Source organism: Methanobacterium aggregans, assembly GCF_017874455.1.
Classification (GTDB): domain Archaea; phylum Methanobacteriota; class Methanobacteria; order Methanobacteriales; family Methanobacteriaceae; genus Methanobacterium_C; species Methanobacterium_C aggregans.
Genome location: NZ_JAGGLN010000001.1, coordinates 473105 through 490463, shown reverse-complemented (window position 1 = coordinate 490463; position 17359 = coordinate 473105). Strand labels below are relative to the sequence as shown.

General features: G+C 37.3%; 16 protein-coding genes and 1 tRNA gene. 10 read left to right on the top strand and 7 right to left on the bottom strand.

Annotated elements, in window-relative coordinates:
* Positions 1-158: 158 nt before the first annotated feature.
* Both J2756_RS02405 and J2756_RS02400 read right to left on the bottom strand, forming a co-directional pair.
* The gene (locus J2756_RS02405; protein ID WP_209582100.1) at positions 159-347 is read right to left on the bottom strand and encodes a hypothetical protein; all 189 of its coding nucleotides are present in this window, start codon (positions 345-347) and stop codon (positions 159-161) included.
* Between the two features lie 286 nt (positions 348-633).
* On the bottom strand, positions 634-1899 hold the full coding sequence (locus J2756_RS02400; RefSeq protein ID WP_209582098.1) for a tetratricopeptide repeat protein: 1266 nt from the start codon (positions 1897-1899) through the stop codon (positions 634-636).
* 495 nt (positions 1900-2394) lie between these two features.
* Here J2756_RS02400 and J2756_RS02395 point away from each other — a divergent pair, with 495 nt between their 5' ends.
* Positions 2395-2742, top strand: a complete 348-nt coding sequence (locus J2756_RS02395) for a PadR family transcriptional regulator (RefSeq protein WP_209582096.1) — start codon at positions 2395-2397, stop codon at positions 2740-2742.
* Between the two features lie 3 nt (positions 2743-2745).
* A complete protein-coding gene (locus tag J2756_RS02390) occupies positions 2746-4809 on the top strand; it encodes a Coenzyme F420 hydrogenase/dehydrogenase, beta subunit C-terminal domain (RefSeq protein WP_209582094.1) in 2064 nt (687 codons plus the stop codon).
* Positions 4810-4935: 126 nt separating this feature from the next.
* Here J2756_RS02390 and J2756_RS02385 read toward each other — a convergent pair whose 3' ends face one another.
* Positions 4936-5094 carry a hypothetical protein gene (locus tag J2756_RS02385; RefSeq protein WP_209582090.1) on the bottom strand — a complete coding sequence of 53 codons (159 nt, stop codon included), beginning with the start codon at positions 5092-5094 and terminating at the stop codon, positions 4936-4938.
* Between the two features lie 204 nt (positions 5095-5298).
* On the opposite strand from J2756_RS02385, the gene J2756_RS02380 reads away from it, so the two are divergent.
* The 6 genes from J2756_RS02380 (at position 5299) to J2756_RS02355 (ending at position 11213) form a co-directional block, all read left to right on the top strand.
* Entirely contained in the window at positions 5299-5754 is a 456-nt protein-coding gene (locus J2756_RS02380) for a hypothetical protein (RefSeq protein WP_245315890.1), read from the top strand.
* 292 nt (positions 5755-6046) lie between these two features.
* The gene (locus J2756_RS02375; RefSeq protein ID WP_209582086.1) at positions 6047-7024 is read left to right on the top strand and encodes an ARPP-1 family domain-containing protein; all 978 of its coding nucleotides are present in this window, start codon (positions 6047-6049) and stop codon (positions 7022-7024) included.
* 153 nt (positions 7025-7177) lie between these two features.
* Entirely contained in the window at positions 7178-7462 is a 285-nt protein-coding gene (locus J2756_RS02370) for a putative quinol monooxygenase (RefSeq protein ID WP_209582083.1), read from the top strand.
* A gap of 263 nt (positions 7463-7725) precedes the next feature.
* Positions 7726-8685 (top strand): succinylglutamate desuccinylase/aspartoacylase family protein, encoded by a 960-nt coding sequence (locus tag J2756_RS02365; RefSeq protein WP_209582080.1) that lies wholly within the window; start codon positions 7726-7728, stop codon positions 8683-8685.
* Positions 8686-9567: 882 nt separating this feature from the next.
* Entirely contained in the window at positions 9568-9720 is a 153-nt protein-coding gene (locus tag J2756_RS02360) for a hypothetical protein (protein ID WP_209582077.1), read from the top strand.
* A gap of 776 nt (positions 9721-10496) precedes the next feature.
* Positions 10497-11213, top strand: coding sequence for a methyltransferase family protein (locus J2756_RS02355; protein ID WP_209582074.1), 717 nt, complete (start codon positions 10497-10499; stop codon positions 11211-11213).
* A gap of 59 nt (positions 11214-11272) precedes the next feature.
* Here J2756_RS02355 and nifU read toward each other — a convergent pair whose 3' ends face one another.
* The 4 genes from nifU to J2756_RS02335 form a co-directional block, all read right to left on the bottom strand.
* Positions 11273-11662 carry a Fe-S cluster assembly scaffold protein NifU gene (gene nifU / locus J2756_RS02350; protein WP_209582071.1) on the bottom strand — a complete coding sequence of 130 codons (390 nt, stop codon included), beginning with the start codon at positions 11660-11662 and terminating at the stop codon, positions 11273-11275.
* A 1-nt stretch (position 11663) separates the two neighbouring features.
* On the bottom strand, positions 11664-12824 hold the full coding sequence (gene nifS, locus J2756_RS02345; RefSeq protein ID WP_342593092.1) for a cysteine desulfurase NifS: 1161 nt from the start codon (positions 12822-12824) through the stop codon (positions 11664-11666).
* A gap of 173 nt (positions 12825-12997) precedes the next feature.
* Complete coding sequence (gene metX / locus J2756_RS02340; protein WP_209582053.1) at positions 12998-14467, bottom strand: homoserine O-acetyltransferase MetX; 1470 nt, start codon at positions 14465-14467, stop codon at positions 12998-13000.
* 269 nt (positions 14468-14736) lie between these two features.
* Positions 14737-16044 (bottom strand): O-acetylhomoserine aminocarboxypropyltransferase/cysteine synthase family protein, encoded by a 1308-nt coding sequence (locus J2756_RS02335; RefSeq protein WP_342593088.1) that lies wholly within the window; start codon positions 16042-16044, stop codon positions 14737-14739.
* A 531-nt stretch (positions 16045-16575) separates the two neighbouring features.
* Between J2756_RS02335 and J2756_RS02330 the strand changes: the two genes are divergently transcribed.
* A complete protein-coding gene (locus J2756_RS02330; protein ID WP_209582047.1) occupies positions 16576-16971 on the top strand; it encodes a pyridoxamine 5'-phosphate oxidase family protein in 396 nt (131 codons plus the stop codon).
* Positions 16972-17244: 273 nt separating this feature from the next.
* Positions 17245-17315 (top strand) — tRNA-Cys (locus J2756_RS02325).
* The last annotated feature ends 44 nt before the right edge of the window (positions 17316-17359 follow it).

The window sequence follows — 17359 nt, the reverse complement described above, 5'->3', positions numbered from 1 at the left end:
ATTAAAATAAGTTTGCTATCAGAGGGACAATGAATTTGAAATTTATGGACTTTCAACCGTTATTTTTAAATATTTCAGCTTGAACAATGGGGCATGGCATGTTTTCATATAAAGCTGAGGCCAGTTTTTGAGTTTTCAAAAGAGAGGGGTTCAGTTTTTTAGTGATTACCTGGAACCGCAACCTTTGGAGAAACTGGAGCTTGGGCCGGGTGCAGGGTGACAGACTGCGGGCTTATCCAAGATAGTAGAGCATAATCTGGACCTACCCGTGGGGGATTAAATTGCGGAGCCTGGACTTGAAAGAAACGAAGGGCTGAATGATATGTGTTTCCACACGGCTCCCGCATGGGTGGCCCATTTGTTGGGGGTGTTTGTTTATTATAGGACAAAAACGCTGATTTTTAAGTTATGGGAAAAGAAGGAGAAACTTGTTTTTTTGGATATGTGGTTTATGAAGTTTTTTTGAAGATGGTCAAGGACTTTCAAATCTTGTCTCTAAAATTGATGAATTTAGATTAATTATTTTGGTAATGTTTTTATAAAAAAGTGGTCATGGATTCTTTTTTTTGTTTGGAAGATAATATATATGTAGATATTATTTTAAGATGATTTGAAGAGTTTTAATGGAAAAAACTAGTTTTCCATCACCTTTAGAACTTCATCTCTGGCTTTTTTTGCATATTCACAATTAGGATTTAATTCAAGGACTTTGTTGTAACATTTTAAAGCTTCTGTGTATTGTTGGAGTTTCTGATAAGCTTTCCCCTTATTATAATATCTTTCTTCATCAAGAGGAGCTATTTCTATTGCTTTTTGGTAGTATTGCAATGATTCTTCTGGTTTTCCAGATTCTGCAAGGATATAACCTTTACTATTTAATGCAAAATCATTCTCTGGATACAAGTCCAGAGATCTGTCAATACAGTTTAAGGCTTCATCATACTGCCCTAACTTTGCAAGGGCATAGCCCTTATTACTCCACACCATAGACTTATTTGGGTTTAATTTTAATGCTTCACTGAAAGAGTCTAATGCTTCAGGGTACTGGTGTAACTTAATTTGAATACATCCTTCCAAAGTCCAAAGTTCCAATAACATTCTATTTCGATTATCATTAGAAACACTCATTTTCTTAATTAATGATTTTTGATGTTTTAATAGTTCATTATTGATTGATTCTAATGAATCCACATAATAATCCATTGATTCCTGTTTATAACCTATTCTTGAAAGTATTTCTGCTTCATAGTAAAGTGTAACTGAATTATCTGGATCTTCTTCAAGAATTTCATCAACAATATCTTCTGCATCATCATACCTTCCAAGATTTGAAAGAGCACAAACCTTTAAATTTAAAACAAACATTTTCTGTTTTTTATTCAACTTCATTTTCAAGAGCTCGTCCACTAATTCCAGTTGTTCCTGGTGCTTCCTTAAGATGTTCAACGTACATGCTTTAAAATAAATAGTATTGAAATATTCTGGATAAGATTCCAGTATTTTATCTGAAATAGCAATAGATTCTAGGAATTTATTCATTTCAACAAGTGAAACAGATTCCATGAAAAGTGCTTTCTTTTTGAAAATTGGAATAAACTCTATAGCACATACTAAAGCCCCCAATATAGGGAATATATACGTTCCTATATTAACCAAACTATATGCTTGATTTAGTATAAAAATTAGAACAGATAAACCCGTTAAAACTATGATTACAGTACTTAAATAAACCTTTAGACTGTAATTGAAAATTTGGAATAAAATTGATATGACCATTACTAAAATTATGAACAAAAATAACTCTAGAACTTTATTAACGGACGCAGAAAGAATGAAGAATAAAATGATTGCCAAAAAGACTGAAAATCCAAAGATTTTATGTTTAAGGTTAAATTTCATTTAAACTACTCCAAAAAATTAATTCACGAATTTTAATTAAAATTAGATTGATAAAAGATAATATAAAAAGTTAATCTTTTATTTCAAAATGTTATATCTCACAATAACTGTTTCCACCCCATTCATTCCTTTACTACAATCTAAAGATTTCATAATGCCATTCGTTGATATATTTATTGTTATAATTATCATGTTAGTGGGGTTCGAGGATTTCCCTCTTTTGGAATCGGATGAGGCAAGAGAGGCACTACTTTTAACAATGCTATTTCTTCTAATTCATGATCACGTAGTATTAAACGTCAATATCACCACCTCCCCCACTGACAGGGGTCATTTATGGGCTTCGGCAAGATCCAAAAAACCATTATATTGCATAAATTTCAGTATTTTTTAATACATTTTTCATTGCGCAACAAAAACTTATATACTGTGTTCCACACAGTAATGTGTGTAACATAAGTCATTGTACCACATGGTATGTGGGGGATAGTGAAAATGAGCAATATCTTTGAAAGATTCGAGAAGGAAATGAGGAGGGGAGCCATACAGGTAGCAGTGATGTGTTTACTTGAAGAGGAGCATTACGGTTATGAAATCACAAAGGGCCTTAAAAATTCTGGGCTCAAAGTGGAAGAAGGAACTTTATATCCCCTTCTCAGACGTCTTGAAAAGGACGAACTCCTCTCGAGCCGATGGGACACTGGAGATTCAAGACCCAGAAAATACTACGTGGTAACAGACTACGGGAGAGATGTCAGGGAGAACTGGCTGGAATTTTTTAAATCAATCAATCAATCTGTTGAAGAATTTGAAACCAACCTGAACAATGGAGAAGGTGACTGAAAGATGCACATAGACAATTATATAAAGGAAGTAACAAAGGGCATGGGTCCAGATCAGCAAAAGGAAGTTGCTCGAGAACTCAAAACTCACATCCTGGACAGTGCAGATGCCATTGCCCATGAAAGAAACGTTGAAGTTGATGATAACGTAATCTTAGAGGCCATCTCAAGGATGGGAACTCCAGAAAAACTTGCAAAAATGTACCCGAAGCTAGAAAACATCTGGAAACTCGATGAAATAGTTGGAAGCGACATGTGCGCCAAATGCGGTACCTGTGCAGTGATATGTCCCAACAACATCCTGTCCTTTGACGGTAAACCTGAACTAACTGAAGAATGCCTTAGAAACGGTCATGGAATGTGCTTCGAGGTCTGTCCAAGGGTTTCATCTGGAAAGTACCAGATAAAGATAAGGGAGAACTTCAGGGAGGAGATGTACTATGGAAGGGGATCCTCCAGTGGACAGGACGGTGGAGCTGTCACAACCTTCCTGAGACACCTCCTTGAGAATGATAAAATAGATGGGGCCATAGTTGTTGGTGATGAGTACTGGAAACCAGTTTCACTCATAGTTCAGAGTGCAGATGACCTGGCTCAAACATCCAAGTCCAAGTACACCATATCAACCCTTGAAGCCCTGAAAACTGCTGGTAACATGGGAATTGAGAGGGTTGCAATAGTTGCACTGCCCTGCCAGATAAACGGCCTTCGTAAACTCCAGTACTTCCCATACCTTGCAAAGCACGAGGAGGAACTTGGAAGAACAGGCAAACCCGTGAAACTACCAAAAATTGAATACCTCATAGGCCTCTTCTGCACAGAAAAATTCGACTACGGAAACATGAAGAAGATCCTGAGGCAGAACAATATAAAAATGGAAGATGTTGAAAAGTTCAACGTTAAAAAGGGAAAACTCCTTGTACACGTGGATGGGGAAGAGAAAAAGATCGATCTTAAGAAGATAGAACTCTGTACCGGATGTAAAATGTGCAGGGACTTCGATGCAGAACTTGCAGATGTTTCAATTGGATCCGTTGGAAGTCCAAAGGGCTACTCAACCATTGTCATAAGAACAGATAAGGGTGAAGAGATCAAGGAAGCCATGGAACTTGAAGAAGGTGTTAACACAGATGAGGTGGAAAAACTCAGGGGATTCAAGCTTAAAAGGTTCCAGAGGGAACTTCAAAGGAGAAAGGAAAATGATGAGTACATATCCTTTTACTGGACTTCAGACTATGCAGGTGTTTCAAAGAGGGCTGATGGCACATACTTCATAAGGATAAGGGCAAAACCAGCAGGATGGTACGATGTATATGAAATAAAAGAGGTTCTTGATGTTGCAGATAAGTACAATGCAAGGATCAAGCTCACAAACAGGGGTGCCTACGAACTTCACGGAATCAGTGGCTTCGATGTTGAGGAAGTTGTAGAAAGACTCAACTCCATGGGCCTTGTAACAGGTTCAGAGGGCCCCCTTGTCAGGGCAACACTTGCATGCCCAGGTAAGGAGAACTGCGGCAGTGGCCTCATAGACACAACGGAGATATGCAGTATCATTGAAGACAGATTCAAGGAAAGACCAACACCCTACAAATTCAAAATTGCAGTCAGTGGCTGTCCCAATAAATGTATGAGGCCCCAGATACACGATGCGGGTGTTGCAGGTATAGAGTTCCCAAAAACCAATGAAGACAACTGTAACGGCTGTGGTAGATGTTCAGAGGTCTGTAAGGTTGAGGCCATAAACATCCGGGGAGAAACCTCCTACACCAACTACGACATCTGTGTTGGCTGCGGAAAGTGCATGAAGGCCTGTCCACACAGTGCAAGGGAAGTTAAAGAAGAAGGATTCATGCTATACATTGGAGGTAAAGCTGGTAGGGAGCTTGTTGAAGGTGTGAGCACCAAGGTACAAACGGTTGATGAAATAACAGCCTACATAGACAGTGTACTCAGGGTTTACAGTAGGTACGCAGATAAACCACAACGGGAAAGATTGGCTGCAACCATGAAACGTGTTGGCCAGACAAAATTCCTCAATGAGGTTAGAGAGGGTCTTGAAGATTAAGAATTTTAAAACCTACTTTTTTTAAATTATTTTCCATTTTTTTTGAATTATCTAATTCTGATTATTTACTTAAAAATGTCTAAAAAATAAAAAAGATCTTTGAGTTTTCAAGGTTAGCTAATTATCTTAGCCTCCTGACAGCATGGTAACAAGGCCACCAATGATAAGGAATATTGCTGCTAACCAGGCATAGATGTATATAAAGGCTGGAATTAACCAGATGACGATTGCAATAATGATACCTAGTATTAGCATTGCGCTACCGCTCATTTTTGCAGGTTCCATTGTTTCACCTCCATACAGTTTAATCCCTAACTCTTTTTATGTCATACAATAGGAAATATATTTATTTTGAAGCGTAAATAGAAAGTTTTTTAAGTAAAAAAAAGTTATTTTCAGTCTTATTTTATAATTTTTTAATAAAATTTTATGAAAAAATATTTATCAATTATTTTATAGATTATAAGTAATAATAAAAGGAGGGATTCTTTGAAAGCTGGAATAACAGTTATAGGAGCAGTAGCTATACTGATGGTTGTTGTTTTTGCATCGGGTTGCACAAGCAATGAAAAGGTATTGTATCAATACAACTTATCATCGGGCCAATCTCCAAATTATGTAGGTGCACAGAACATTACAGTGCCCAATGGAACAAGCACGGTTAAGGTTCAGTGCGAAAACTTGACCAGACTCAATTCTAATTTGAATACCTCGTACGTGAACATATACCTCTTAAACACGGTTCCAGTGACTGTTACCCTAACTGGGAACAACACTAACATTGTGGCAACTTACAACAAAAGCGTTGTTGAAGAGAAAACCATTAATTTAGCCAATGAAACCAATCCAGTATCACAGACCTTTACCTTCGACAATACACAGACAAAGGGCATTCTAATTGTCAACGTAAACGCCAAGGGATTTATTCAAATACTCACGTCTTAATTGAGTAAAAAGTACGGGAAAGACATATCTTTCCTTAAACTCTTTTTTTATACCTTAAACTTTTTTTAAACAACTTAATCTTTATTTTTTTAGGAATATTTCTTTTATATGATTTGAGAATTTATTCAACAGCTTTTTTACCATTAAAACATCTCATTACTCCCTAGAAATTTTTCACTAAACTTCCTTTAACTTCTATTTATTCTATACCAACCATTATAAATTCTAATATTTATTGGACATAAATACATTTATTAATGACTAATATACAATATAGATTAGAGGTGATAATGTGAACGCTATAATGGTTGAGTATATAGATGGTATGGATCTTGGGGAAACACAGGTGCACGGTGGAATGTCCGTGATCCCACTCTTCGATGGTACAGAAGATTCAGGTTACATTACCTTGAAAGAAGCTTTGGACTTAGAATCAATTGTTATAACAGAATTAGATGAACATGGTGCAGTTCCTGAGTTAAAGGTTCATAACTTGGGTGATGTCCCTGTCCTGCTCCTTGATGGTGAGGAACTGGTTGGTGCAAAGCAGAACAGGGTCCTGAACACCACCATACTCCTTAAGGAGGGTTCTGAGACTGTAATCCCTGTAAGCTGCACAGAACATGGAAGATGGAGTTACACCTCGGATCGTTTTGCTGATTCTGGACACGTGGCAGCAAACCGTGTTCGCCGCAGCAAAAATGCATCAGTGTGCCAGTCCCTCAGAAACCACGAGGGTTACCGTTCCAACCAGATGGAGGTCTGGGATGAGATCAGTGAACTCTCCCATGAAGCAATGGTGATGTCAGAAACAGGTGCAATGAGGGATGTTTACAGCTCAAGGGAGAAAGATATGGAAGAGTACATGGAAGCGTTCCCACTCATGGATGATCAGAAAGGAGTTATGGTTCTCATAAAGGGAGAAGTTGCAGGTATGGATAGGGTGTCCTCATCTGCAGCCTACAAACTCCTACATGAGAAGCTTGTGAAAAGCTACGCCATTGAAGCCCTTCTAGATGAAGAAGATAACAGTGAAGAAAATATTTCTGAAGCTGTTGACAACTTTCTGGAGGATCTGAAGTCATCCCTGGAGGAAACACATAAATCAGTTGGTTACGGCTACGATCACCGCTTTGAAAGTCCAGGAACTCTGGGATCTGCCCTAATCCATGAAGACAGGGTTTTACATGCAGCTTTCTTCAACAAAAATGAGAAAAAACCGGGTATGTCCGGTTACAGGGAGAGGAGGAGCTTCAGGGATGTGAGGTAGGTCATTAGGAAGAGCTTAACTCGTTGCAGAAGTGATTCCACTAAAACAAGGATTGAAACAACTAGTTCTAAGAGTAAAGGCCATGTGCTATGAATTTATTTTACCAAAAGAAATATTAAAATTCAAATCAATAGGGTTCAATGGAGGAAAATCATGATCAAAGTTGTTGCCAAACATTTCATAGAAGAATCTAGAATCAACGATTTTTTAGAAAATGCAGCTGAACTCGTTGAAGCAAGCCTGAAAGAGGATGGATGCATCAGTTACGGACTCTATCAAGATGTGAACGATTCAAGGGTAGTTACTATAATTGAAGAATGGGAAGACATGGATTCACTTGGGGATCATATGGCATCAGAACACTTCAAGAGGATCGTGCCAAGTTTAAATGAATTCTATGAAAAAGAAGGTGAAATCAACGTTTACAGGAAAATATAAATCTATTTTTATCTTTTAAACTCTTTTTTTACCTTTAAAGGTCAGGAATATACTTTTTTTACTTAATAAGAACTTAAACAACTTTATTTTATACCACCAGAAGAAAACCATTATTAATGACTACCAACAAATCATGAATACGTATTACATATTTTAAAATCTTTCTTGAGGCGGGGGATGATTGAATTAAAAATAGAGATATAACTTTAGATATTAAGGGGAAGTCCATAATAATTGGTTTTCTTGCTTTACTGGCGATGTTGATGATTGTGATGCCTGCAGGTTTTGCTGCAAACAACACCACAAATGCAACACCCTACACCATCTCCACATTAGACAGCCATGTTGGTGCAGATGTAACCAAGAACCCTGAAATTGCATCCACAACCAACATTCCTAGAACAGATCTTGCAAACCAGATACTTGAAAAAGAGAAACAGGGTTCAGCTGTTCTTCAGTTTGGAAATGGTAGTGGTAATAAACTTTTAATATGGGCTGGAATTCATGGAAATGAAGAAGAGGCCAACATAGCCACAATGAAGTACCTGGAGTACATCAAAAACACGAACTTCAGTGGAACTCTTTACGTGGTTCCCTTTGCAATTCCAAAGGATACTTCACTGAATTCAAGGTACTACGGCCCAATGAAATACACCTACACTGTAAAAGTTAAATACAAGAAGGTGTGGTACAAAAAGGCCTACACAAAGTGGTACAAAAAGGTTTACAGGTACCATGGAAAGAAGTACTACAAATGGGTTAAAAAAACCTACTACAAAAAGACCTACAAGTGGCTCTACAAATACGTGAAGAAGACAGGCTACAAATATGTGGATCCAAACAGGGTTGCCAATGTTCAGGGAACTCCAGGATGGAACGTTGTTCAATTCGCTAAAAACCATGGTATAACCAACATACTCGATGTTCACTCCGGCGGAGGTTTAACTTCCTACACCAAGGGAGTTATATACGCCACAACACCAACAGCAGCATCCTCATATTCTGGTGAGAGCAAATGGGCAAACTACGTTAAGAGTGTAACAGGCTGTGAAGTTGAGTACGGTTCTGGCCAGAATGGAATGGTCAGAAACCAGGGACACAACTACGGTATCAGCACCATAACCCTTGAAGTTGAAAGGGACTCTGGAACAACAGCAGGTTACGCAGCAGTTGAGCTCAAAATGATCAAAGCTGCATGTAAATTCTTTGGATTCCCAGGTTAAACGTTGATTTCATTCCAATTAAGGGATGAAACAACAAATATTTTTTTTTATTTTTAAATTTAAGTTAAAAAGAAAATTTATTCAAGTTTTTCTTATTTTAAAATCAACAGTTTATAATTAATTTCTGCTTTTATTCTATGAAATTGGCTTAGATATGCAATAGGTTACAACAGATCACTACAATGAATGTGAAAGTCCCTGGAATAATATCCAGGAACCTGTTTCACTCACCACATCCCTATCCATATAGTAAGGAGGAAAATGGATGAGAATTGGGTATCTCTTGTCTGTGGTAGGTGTCACTGTAAAAGTCATGTCCTAACTGAAGTGTTATGTGAAAAAAATCATATCGCTCATTGCTCACAACAGTTGTGATGGTTATAAATTTTTTAATAGTGTTTTCTTTGTATTTTTTGGTTTTATCCAATCATTGCCTTTAATATTATTATTGTATGGGTTTCAACTGATTTTATAGAGATCAGCCCCATCCAATTATTCGATTTTTAATAAGTTCTGATCAAGAGTTTTAGATGATCCCCTTAATAAATATATGGATATGTTAAGAATTGCAATTCCTTGTCTGTAAAGATCCAGATATGATTGAAAACTTACAAAATAGAATTTCTTCCTTTTTCTTCAGATCTCCATAACCAAACCTTTCTGGCATAAATGGAGTCTCTAAACCATCTTAATGTGTCACCTGCAGAGTTCAGGGCTTTAACTATCATCATGTGAAGATGAGTTCAAGCTGTTTTATTATTATCTTAAAATAGAGATATTAACAGATTTCAAGGTTTATGATTGATTCTAGTTCCTGGAGGTAATCAACAAAAACTAATAAATCACATCCAAAACATAAATAATAAAAAGGATGGTGATTGTATGGCTGAAACCTGTATGAGTGAAAGTGAAGTGAAGGAGTTTGTTGAAAACTTCAAGGGAATGTTATGGGATGAACTGGATGATGCAGTTGCATGCATGAGTAAAGATGATATGGCGGCAGTTATAAGGGCATTGAAGAAGAGATTTGGATGATCTTTTAATTTATTTTTTTTTATGGATTAAAATTTTAAAAAAAGAAACCTTTTCTTGGGGAGTGTTTACATCTATTGAAAATGAAAAAAAGGGAATCTGTAAGTTATTCCAACTTTCCTAACCTGAATGTGTATTTACTAATTTTTAATATTTTCAGGACATCTAAGCATAGAAACCAATAATTATCTTCAGATATGGAGTTAAAAAAAAAGATTTATGAGTTTCATATATCCGAGTTTCGATAACTGGAATTATGAACTCAAGATGCTAATAATTCCGCCAATTATCATGACTAACAATGCGATCCAAAGTAGCCAAATTGCGAAAGCTGGGAATAATAGGAAAATAATTAAGAAAATAATAGCAAGTCCCACCATCGATCCACCAGTCGCTTGTGTAGTTTCTACCATTTTTTCGCTCCTTATTTTTTTAATACTCTACAGCAATTCCTTTGTATTCTAATTAATATTATTAATTTTTTGACAGATATAGTTATGTTTTAATTCATTTAATTGATTAAATCGTTTTTGTTTTATCTTGTTGAAATATTGTGGGGTCTTATTTTGGCGTTTAAAGGCCGAAAGCCAACTGATTAAAATTCAATTTTCCAGGAAGATGAAAAAGAAATAAATCCTGTAGTAGGTGGGTGAATTTATGCGTGAATCAATAGGTTGTTTTTTTAAACTTCAATGATTATTTGGATGGATAAATTTATTTTCTATAATTAATAAATTAATAATATATAATGGAGTTATATGCATTATTTGGAGGAATTTATGCCAGAATCAACAACTAAAAACAGTGAAACTTCCAAATTAAATCGAGACGGCGGAAGGGGTGTGGTCGTTAATTTTTTATCAGTTATCCTGGCTTTTATTGTGCTGTTAATTTCAGCAAATGATATATACTGGATCAATGGATGGATGTATTTTGGGTTTATGATAGGTTATGAGATTGTATATACTCTTTTTTTAATGAGAATAAATCCGGAATTGCTCAATGAGCGTGCCAAACTTATTAAAAAAGGCGCCAAACGATTTGACAAAGTTTTTGCTGTTTCTTATATACCCATGTATTTTATGGTACTCATTATATCGGGATTTGATGCAGTACGTTACGGATGGTCAACAATGCCCTTGTGGTTAACTGTTTTAGGTTTGTTTATGGTTACATTTGCCTCTTACATATCTTTCTGGGCAATGTATGCTAATTCATACTTCGAGTGCACGGTTATGGTTCAAGAAGACCAGCAGGTTTGCAAATCTGGTCCCTACAGGGTTGTGAGACATCCGGGATATGCTGCTGGGATTGTTTCTGTGCTGGCAGCTCCGCTCATTTTGGGCTCGTGGTGGGGGCTTGTGCCCAGCACTGTAATAACCATTATGTTAGTGATTCGCACTGTATTAGAAGATCGTACATTAAAAAAAGAGTTGCCAGGGTATATGGGATACACTAAAACAACGCGCTACCGTTTGATACCAAGGGTTTGGTAAACTAACAATAAAAAGAAGGTTTTGGATAAAAATAAAAAAAGAAGATAAAAAGAAATATTTCAGCTTTCTGCCTGTTCTTCCTCAGCCTGTTTCATTTTGTAGTCTGCAATTGCAGCACGAAGGGCATCTGCAGCCAGGTTTGAGCAGTGCATTTTAACTGGTGGCAGTCCCTCAAGTTCTTCAGCCACATCGTTACGTGTTATCTTCAGGGCTTCTTCTATGGTTTTTCCAACTGCCATCTCTGTTATCATACTGCTTGTGGCTATTGCAGCACCGCAGCCGAAGGTTTTGAACTTCACATCCGTGATAACATTATCTTCAACCTTTATGTATATGGTCATAAGGTCTCCGCAGGTGGGGTTTCCCTCGGTTCCCACACCATCGGCATCCTCTATTTCCCCAACATTTCTAGGATTCTGGAAATGGTCCATAACCTTTTCGCTGTACATATTATTCCTCCTTACTACACCATAATGGTGACATATTCCTCAAAGTACTAACAACCTCTTTAATGGCCACAATTGCATGTTCAACATCTTCTTCTGTGTTTTCCCTTCCCATACTGATACGCAGGGATCCATGGGCCTCCACCTCTTCAAGTCCTATTGCCATGAGAACCTGTGATGGCTCGAGTTTGGTTGATGAGCATGCTGAACCTGTTGATGCTGCAATTCCCTTGGAATCAAGGTGAAGTATCAAAGATTCTCCCTCTATACCTGTGAAACGGAAGTTTGCATTTCCAGGTAGACGTTTTTCCCTGTCACCGTTCAGGTAGGCTTTTTCATTCTCTTTAAGAACTGCATCCACGAGTTTGTTACGGAGTCTTGTGAGTCTTGCAGATTCCTCCTCAAGATTTTCCTCTGAAAGCTGGCAGGCTTTTCCAAAGCCAACGATTCCTGGAACATTCTCTGTACCTGGTCTTAATCCCCTTTCATGACCTCCACCGTGAATTATAGGTTCAAGGCGAACACCTTTTTTTATGTAAAGGGCTCCAATACCCTTGGGTCCGTAGAGTTTGTGGGAGGATATTGATAACATGTCAACATTTAAATCATTCACATCAACTGGAATCTTTCCAACGGACTGAACTGCATCTGTGTGGAACAATATTCCCTTTTCATGGGCTATTTTTCCTATCTCAGCGATTGGCTGTATTGTTCCAATTTCGTTGTTTGCATGCATTATGGTTATGAGTATTGTGTCGTCCCTGATTGCAGTTTCAACATCTGAAACTTTTACAATTCCATCTGTACCTACAGGAATGTATGTAACTTCAAATCCCTTCTTTTCAAGGTATTTACATGTTTCATGCACTGCTGGGTGTTCTATGTTTGAAGTGATTATGTGTTTACCCTTGTTTTTGAGTTTGTAAGCTGTACCCTTAATTGCAATGTTATCAGATTCTGTTCCACCGCTTGTGAAGATAACATCTTTAGGTTCTGCACCAATTATTGATGCTACCTGTGCCCTTGCATCTTCCATTGCCCTTTTACTGTCTCTTCCAAGTTTGTACAATGTTGAGGCATTTCCAAATTCCTCCTGGAAGTAGGGTTTCATTGCCTCAAAAACCTCTGGATCCACTGGGGATGTTGCTGAATGATCCATGTAAATCATGTTTAATCCACCTCTTAGTATTCTTATTTTTTATGATTTTGAATTAATTTTCCTGTGAAATTAAATGTTTTAATAATTTTTTTTAAATAAATTCAGTTTTAGAACGCATTTAACATTAATCTAACTTAATTATGTTATTTTAAGTAAAATACTTTTTTTATTAGTAGATATCAGTCTTTGGCAATTAAAGTGCTCATGTGGTCGCTTGTCACAATTCCTATAACCATTTCGTTGTCATCCACAACTGGAAGGGATGAAATATTATATTCCTTCATTTTACGGGCCGCATTTTCAATGGAGTCTTCAGGTCTTGCCACAACAACTTCTTTAACCATTATATCGTCCAGTTTATCATATTTTAAGGCCACAGATCTGGAAATGTCCCATGCTGTTACAATACCTCTCAACTGACCATTTGTGGCTATAACAGGTAGGTGTGTTACCTTTTCTTTGAGCATCATCTCTGCAGCTTCCACTATACTTGATTTTTCACTTATAACTGCAGCTTCACTTGTCATAACGTCTTCTACTGTTGTGTCTGTGAGGAATCCTGTAATGAGGTAATTGAGCTGTCCTGCTTCAAGTAGAAATGCATCGTGTCCGTAGCTTGATTTTATTTCACAGTACTGCACATCCACATCATTTGCACTTAAAGCCATTACTATGTCCTTTGACTGTGATGGTGGGTAGAGCCAATCTGAATCCACGGATATGACCATGAATTTGGCTTTCACATCTTTAAAGGCCTCTTGAAGGGATCCTCCCCCTGAAAGATCGAAGTAGTCCACTGCCTTGGTGATGTATAAATAGGAATTTGAATCGAATCGTTTTGTGAAGGAGTTTCCTTGATGGTGGAGGTAGCTTTCAACCTGGAAGTCTGTTTCAAAGTCGAAGCTGTACTCTTCTTTGTCCTGCAGTCTTCTACCAAACTTCTGGTACATGGATTCATTACTGAGGTAAGTTATATGGGCTATCATCCTTGCAAGGGCAAGGCCGTCGTCTGGAAGTTTTTTTCCATAGTAGTTACCATGGTTCCAGTTGGGATCTGATATTATGGCCCTTCTACCAACCTCATTAAAGGCTATCTGCTGTGGAGAAGAATAAGCAGTTGTTGCAATGGGAATTGCAGATCTAACCATCTCAGGATGGGACACGCACCATTGAAGCACCTGCATTCCTCCCATGGAACCTCCTATAACTGCAAATAGCTGTTTAATTTCAAGGTGATCCACAAGTTTTTTCTGGGCATTGATCATGTCCTTCAGGGTGATTATTGGAAAATCCAATCCATACGGTTTTTTAGTTTCAGGATTTATTGAAGAAGGGCCTGTTGACCCTTTACAGCCACCTATGACGTTTGAGCAAATTATGAAGTACTTCTGGGTGTCAAGGCACTTACCTGGGCCTATTATTATATCCCACCATCCTGGCTTACTATCTTCTTCGTGCCATCCTGCAACATGTGCATCTCCTGTGAGTGCATGGCAGATTAAGATTGCATTACTTTTTTCTTTGTTAAGCCTGCCGTAGGTTTCATAGGCAATGGTGGGAGTTTTAAGCTTTTCTCCACTTTCAAGGATCAAATCATCGGATAAACTGTATTCTTCTGTTTTAACATCTCCGATTGATTCGCTTTTCATTTTAAATCTCCTATTCTTTTTATTATCTTAATTTTTAGAGCAGTCTACACTCAAAGGATATAGAACTGAATTCATCATTTAGAAATCTTTTTAGTTTTAAGGGCATTTTATACACTTTAAGTTATTTTGGTTCCATGTTACGTTGATTGAGTCAGATTCAGATTGGAACCCTCTTTTTTTTATCTGAATTCATCCTATTCCTTGTATATCCAATTTTATGAGTAAATGATTAGAAGAGCAAAGCATCCAATATCCATCTATTTATATGATCATACTTTGGATAATGCCTGTTCTATATCTGCTATGATGTCCTCAATATCTTCTATTCCAATGGATAACCTTACGAGGTCTGGTGTAACTCCTGTTGCTGCCTGTTCTTCAGGGGTGAGCTGCAGATGGGTTGTTGATGCTGGGTGTATAACAAGGCTTTTGGAATCTCCGATGTTTGCAAGGTGAGACAAGAGTTCAACGCTTTCTATGAATTTTTTGCCTGCTTCAAGTCCTCCCTTGATACCGAAACTTACCAGTCCACCGTAGCCTCCTTTGAGGTATTTGTTTGCAAGTTCATGGCTGGGGTCATCTTCAAGTCCGGGGTAGTAAACCCATTCAACTTTTTCATGGTTTTTAAGGTAGTTTGCAACTTCAAGTGCATTTTTTGAGTGTTTTTCCATTCTTATCTCAAGGGTTTCAAGTCCCTGAAGGAACAGGAATGCATGGAATGGGCTGAGTGCTGGTCCTAAATCCCTTAAGAGTAAAACCCTTGCTCTGATTGTGAATGCAATGTTGCCGAGTTCAGGAAAGTCTCCAAATGTTTCCCAATATTTCAAGCCAGCGTAACTTGGATCTGGTTCTGTGAACTGTGGGAATTTACCGTTACCCCAGTCAAAGTTACCAGAATCCACTATAACTCCACCAATGGATGTTCCGTGTCCTCCAACGTACTTGGTTGCAGAAAGCACCACAACATCTGCTCCGTATTTTATAGGTCTTGCAAGCCCTACAGCAGAGGTATTATCAACTATTAATGGTATTCCTGCTTCATGGGCAATTTCTGCCAGTTTTTCAAAGTCAGGAACATCTATTTTAGGGTTTCCAATGGATTCCACATATATTGCTCTGGTTTTTTCATCAATGGCTTTTTTGAATTCTTCAGGTTTTCTTGAGTCCACAAATTTTACTGTACGTCCGAGACGTGGGAGTGTGTAGTTGAATAACTCGTAGGTTCCTCCATAGAGGTTATCACCAGATACTATGTTGTCTCCAAGTTCCGTCACGTTCAATGTTGCAAGGAATATTGCACTCATTCCTGAGGATACTGAAAGTGCTGTGTGGCCTCCCTCTACAGCAGCTATCCTTTTCTCGAAGACATCGTTGGTTGGGTTCATGATCCTGGTGTATATGTTTCCAAACTCCTTAAGTCCGAAACGATTTGCTGCCTCAGCAGTGTCTTTAAAAACGTATGATGATGTCTGGTAAATGGGCACAGCCCTGGAACCTGTTGTTGGATCAGGTTCTTCCTGTCCTACGTGCAATCCTATTGTACTTAATCCAAATTCTCTCTTCTTTTCTTCTGTCACGCTATCCTCTCCTTCATATAATTCTTCATTATTTATTTTTTCCTTTTCTTCTTTATTCCTTCTAAACAAATCTTTAACTTTGACCATTTGTCTCACAATTTTTTATTTATTTCTAATTTTTCCAATTTTCCCACAATCATCCCTTAAATTTTATTATGGGGTTTTATAATGATTCAACAAAACCTTAAAATGTTTATAATGGATGTTTACTTTATATGTTTGATTGTGGAAGGTTTCATATTCCTCTGAGGATTTTTGCGTGTAACTTCAATATAAAAAGCTTGTTTCTGGACTTAGTATATGAAATCAACTTCCCACGGGAAATATAACAATTGTTATATTTTTCTACTATTTATACTTTTGTTCTAGGGTTCCCCTAAAATTCCTTAGAAAGTTAAAACAGGTTCTTTCTGAGGCAAATTCATTTAATCCTATTTTTCAATGAATATTCCGAGATTCACATTCTGGAATAATTAAATTAAACACAATATTTATATAATTAACAATTGTTATATAACTTTTGGTGATTAAATGTCAATGACGAATGAAATGATGGAAGCTGTAGAAAAGGATCTTGTATTTGTTGCAACTGCAAACACAGAGGGAATACCAAATGTTGTTCCAATAGGATTTGCAAGGCCATTGGATGAGAACACCATACTCATAGCAGATAACTACATGAAAAAAACCCGTGAAAACCTTGAAGGAAACCCAAAAATTTCAATTGTCACAAAAGACTCAACAAAATGTCCATACCAGTTTAAGGGCAGTGTTGAGATATTCACAGATGGAAAATACTTCGAAACTGTAACTGAGTGGGGCCAAAACGCCATGACAAAACTCAGCCCAAAAGCTGCAATTCTCATGAAGGTTGAAGAGGTGTACTCAATTCAGCCGGGTCCAGATGCAGGTAAAAAAATTGACTGAAGAGAAAATAAAATGAACGAAAACCTGAAACTATGATACAATATTCTTGTGAGATGAGTACTGTAAACTAAATAAAATCAACTGGAATTTTTAAAGAATTTTAGACGTTTTTTAGTTAATCAGAATAATTTTCAAATGTTAAATTACCGAAAAATATATTTTAAATGGATTAGATACTATCAAAGAGTGCAGCAGGTCTGCACATCATACACAAACTATTTATATAACAATTGTTAACCTATGTAGTGTGAGCTGAATTTCAGCGATTTTTCTGCCAAGATGACCGAGCGGCTAGGTGCGTGGCTGCAGACCACGATACTTGGGTTCAAATCCCAATCTTGGCCTCAATTTATTTAATTTCAATCCTAATATTGAATCTTTTAATGGT

What these genes read in the sequence shown, in the direction of transcription:
- J2756_RS02360 (WP_209582077.1), top strand. Translation starts at nt 9,568, where the DNA reads ATGGCTGAAACCTGTATGAGTGAAAGTGAAGTGAAGGAGTTTGTTGAA.
- J2756_RS02365 (WP_209582080.1), top strand. Translation starts at nt 7,726, where the DNA reads ATGATTGTGATGCCTGCAGGTTTTGCTGCAAACAACACCACAAATGCA.
- J2756_RS02405 (WP_209582100.1), bottom strand. Translation starts at nt 347, where the DNA reads ATGCGGGAGCCGTGTGGAAACACATATCATTCAGCCCTTCGTTTCTTT.
- J2756_RS02400 (WP_209582098.1), bottom strand. Translation starts at nt 1,899, where the DNA reads ATGAAATTTAACCTTAAACATAAAATCTTTGGATTTTCAGTCTTTTTG.
- metX (WP_209582053.1), bottom strand. Translation starts at nt 14,467, where the DNA reads ATGAAAAGCGAATCAATCGGAGATGTTAAAACAGAAGAATACAGTTTA.
- J2756_RS02370 (WP_209582083.1), top strand. Translation starts at nt 7,178, where the DNA reads ATGATCAAAGTTGTTGCCAAACATTTCATAGAAGAATCTAGAATCAAC.
- J2756_RS02330 (WP_209582047.1), top strand. Translation starts at nt 16,576, where the DNA reads ATGTCAATGACGAATGAAATGATGGAAGCTGTAGAAAAGGATCTTGTA.
- J2756_RS02385 (WP_209582090.1), bottom strand. Translation starts at nt 5,094, where the DNA reads ATGGAACCTGCAAAAATGAGCGGTAGCGCAATGCTAATACTAGGTATC.
- nifU (WP_209582071.1), bottom strand. Translation starts at nt 11,662, where the DNA reads ATGTACAGCGAAAAGGTTATGGACCATTTCCAGAATCCTAGAAATGTT.
- J2756_RS02390 (WP_209582094.1), top strand. Translation starts at nt 2,746, where the DNA reads ATGCACATAGACAATTATATAAAGGAAGTAACAAAGGGCATGGGTCCA.
- J2756_RS02355 (WP_209582074.1), top strand. Translation starts at nt 10,497, where the DNA reads ATGCCAGAATCAACAACTAAAAACAGTGAAACTTCCAAATTAAATCGA.
- J2756_RS02395 (WP_209582096.1), top strand. Translation starts at nt 2,395, where the DNA reads ATGAGCAATATCTTTGAAAGATTCGAGAAGGAAATGAGGAGGGGAGCC.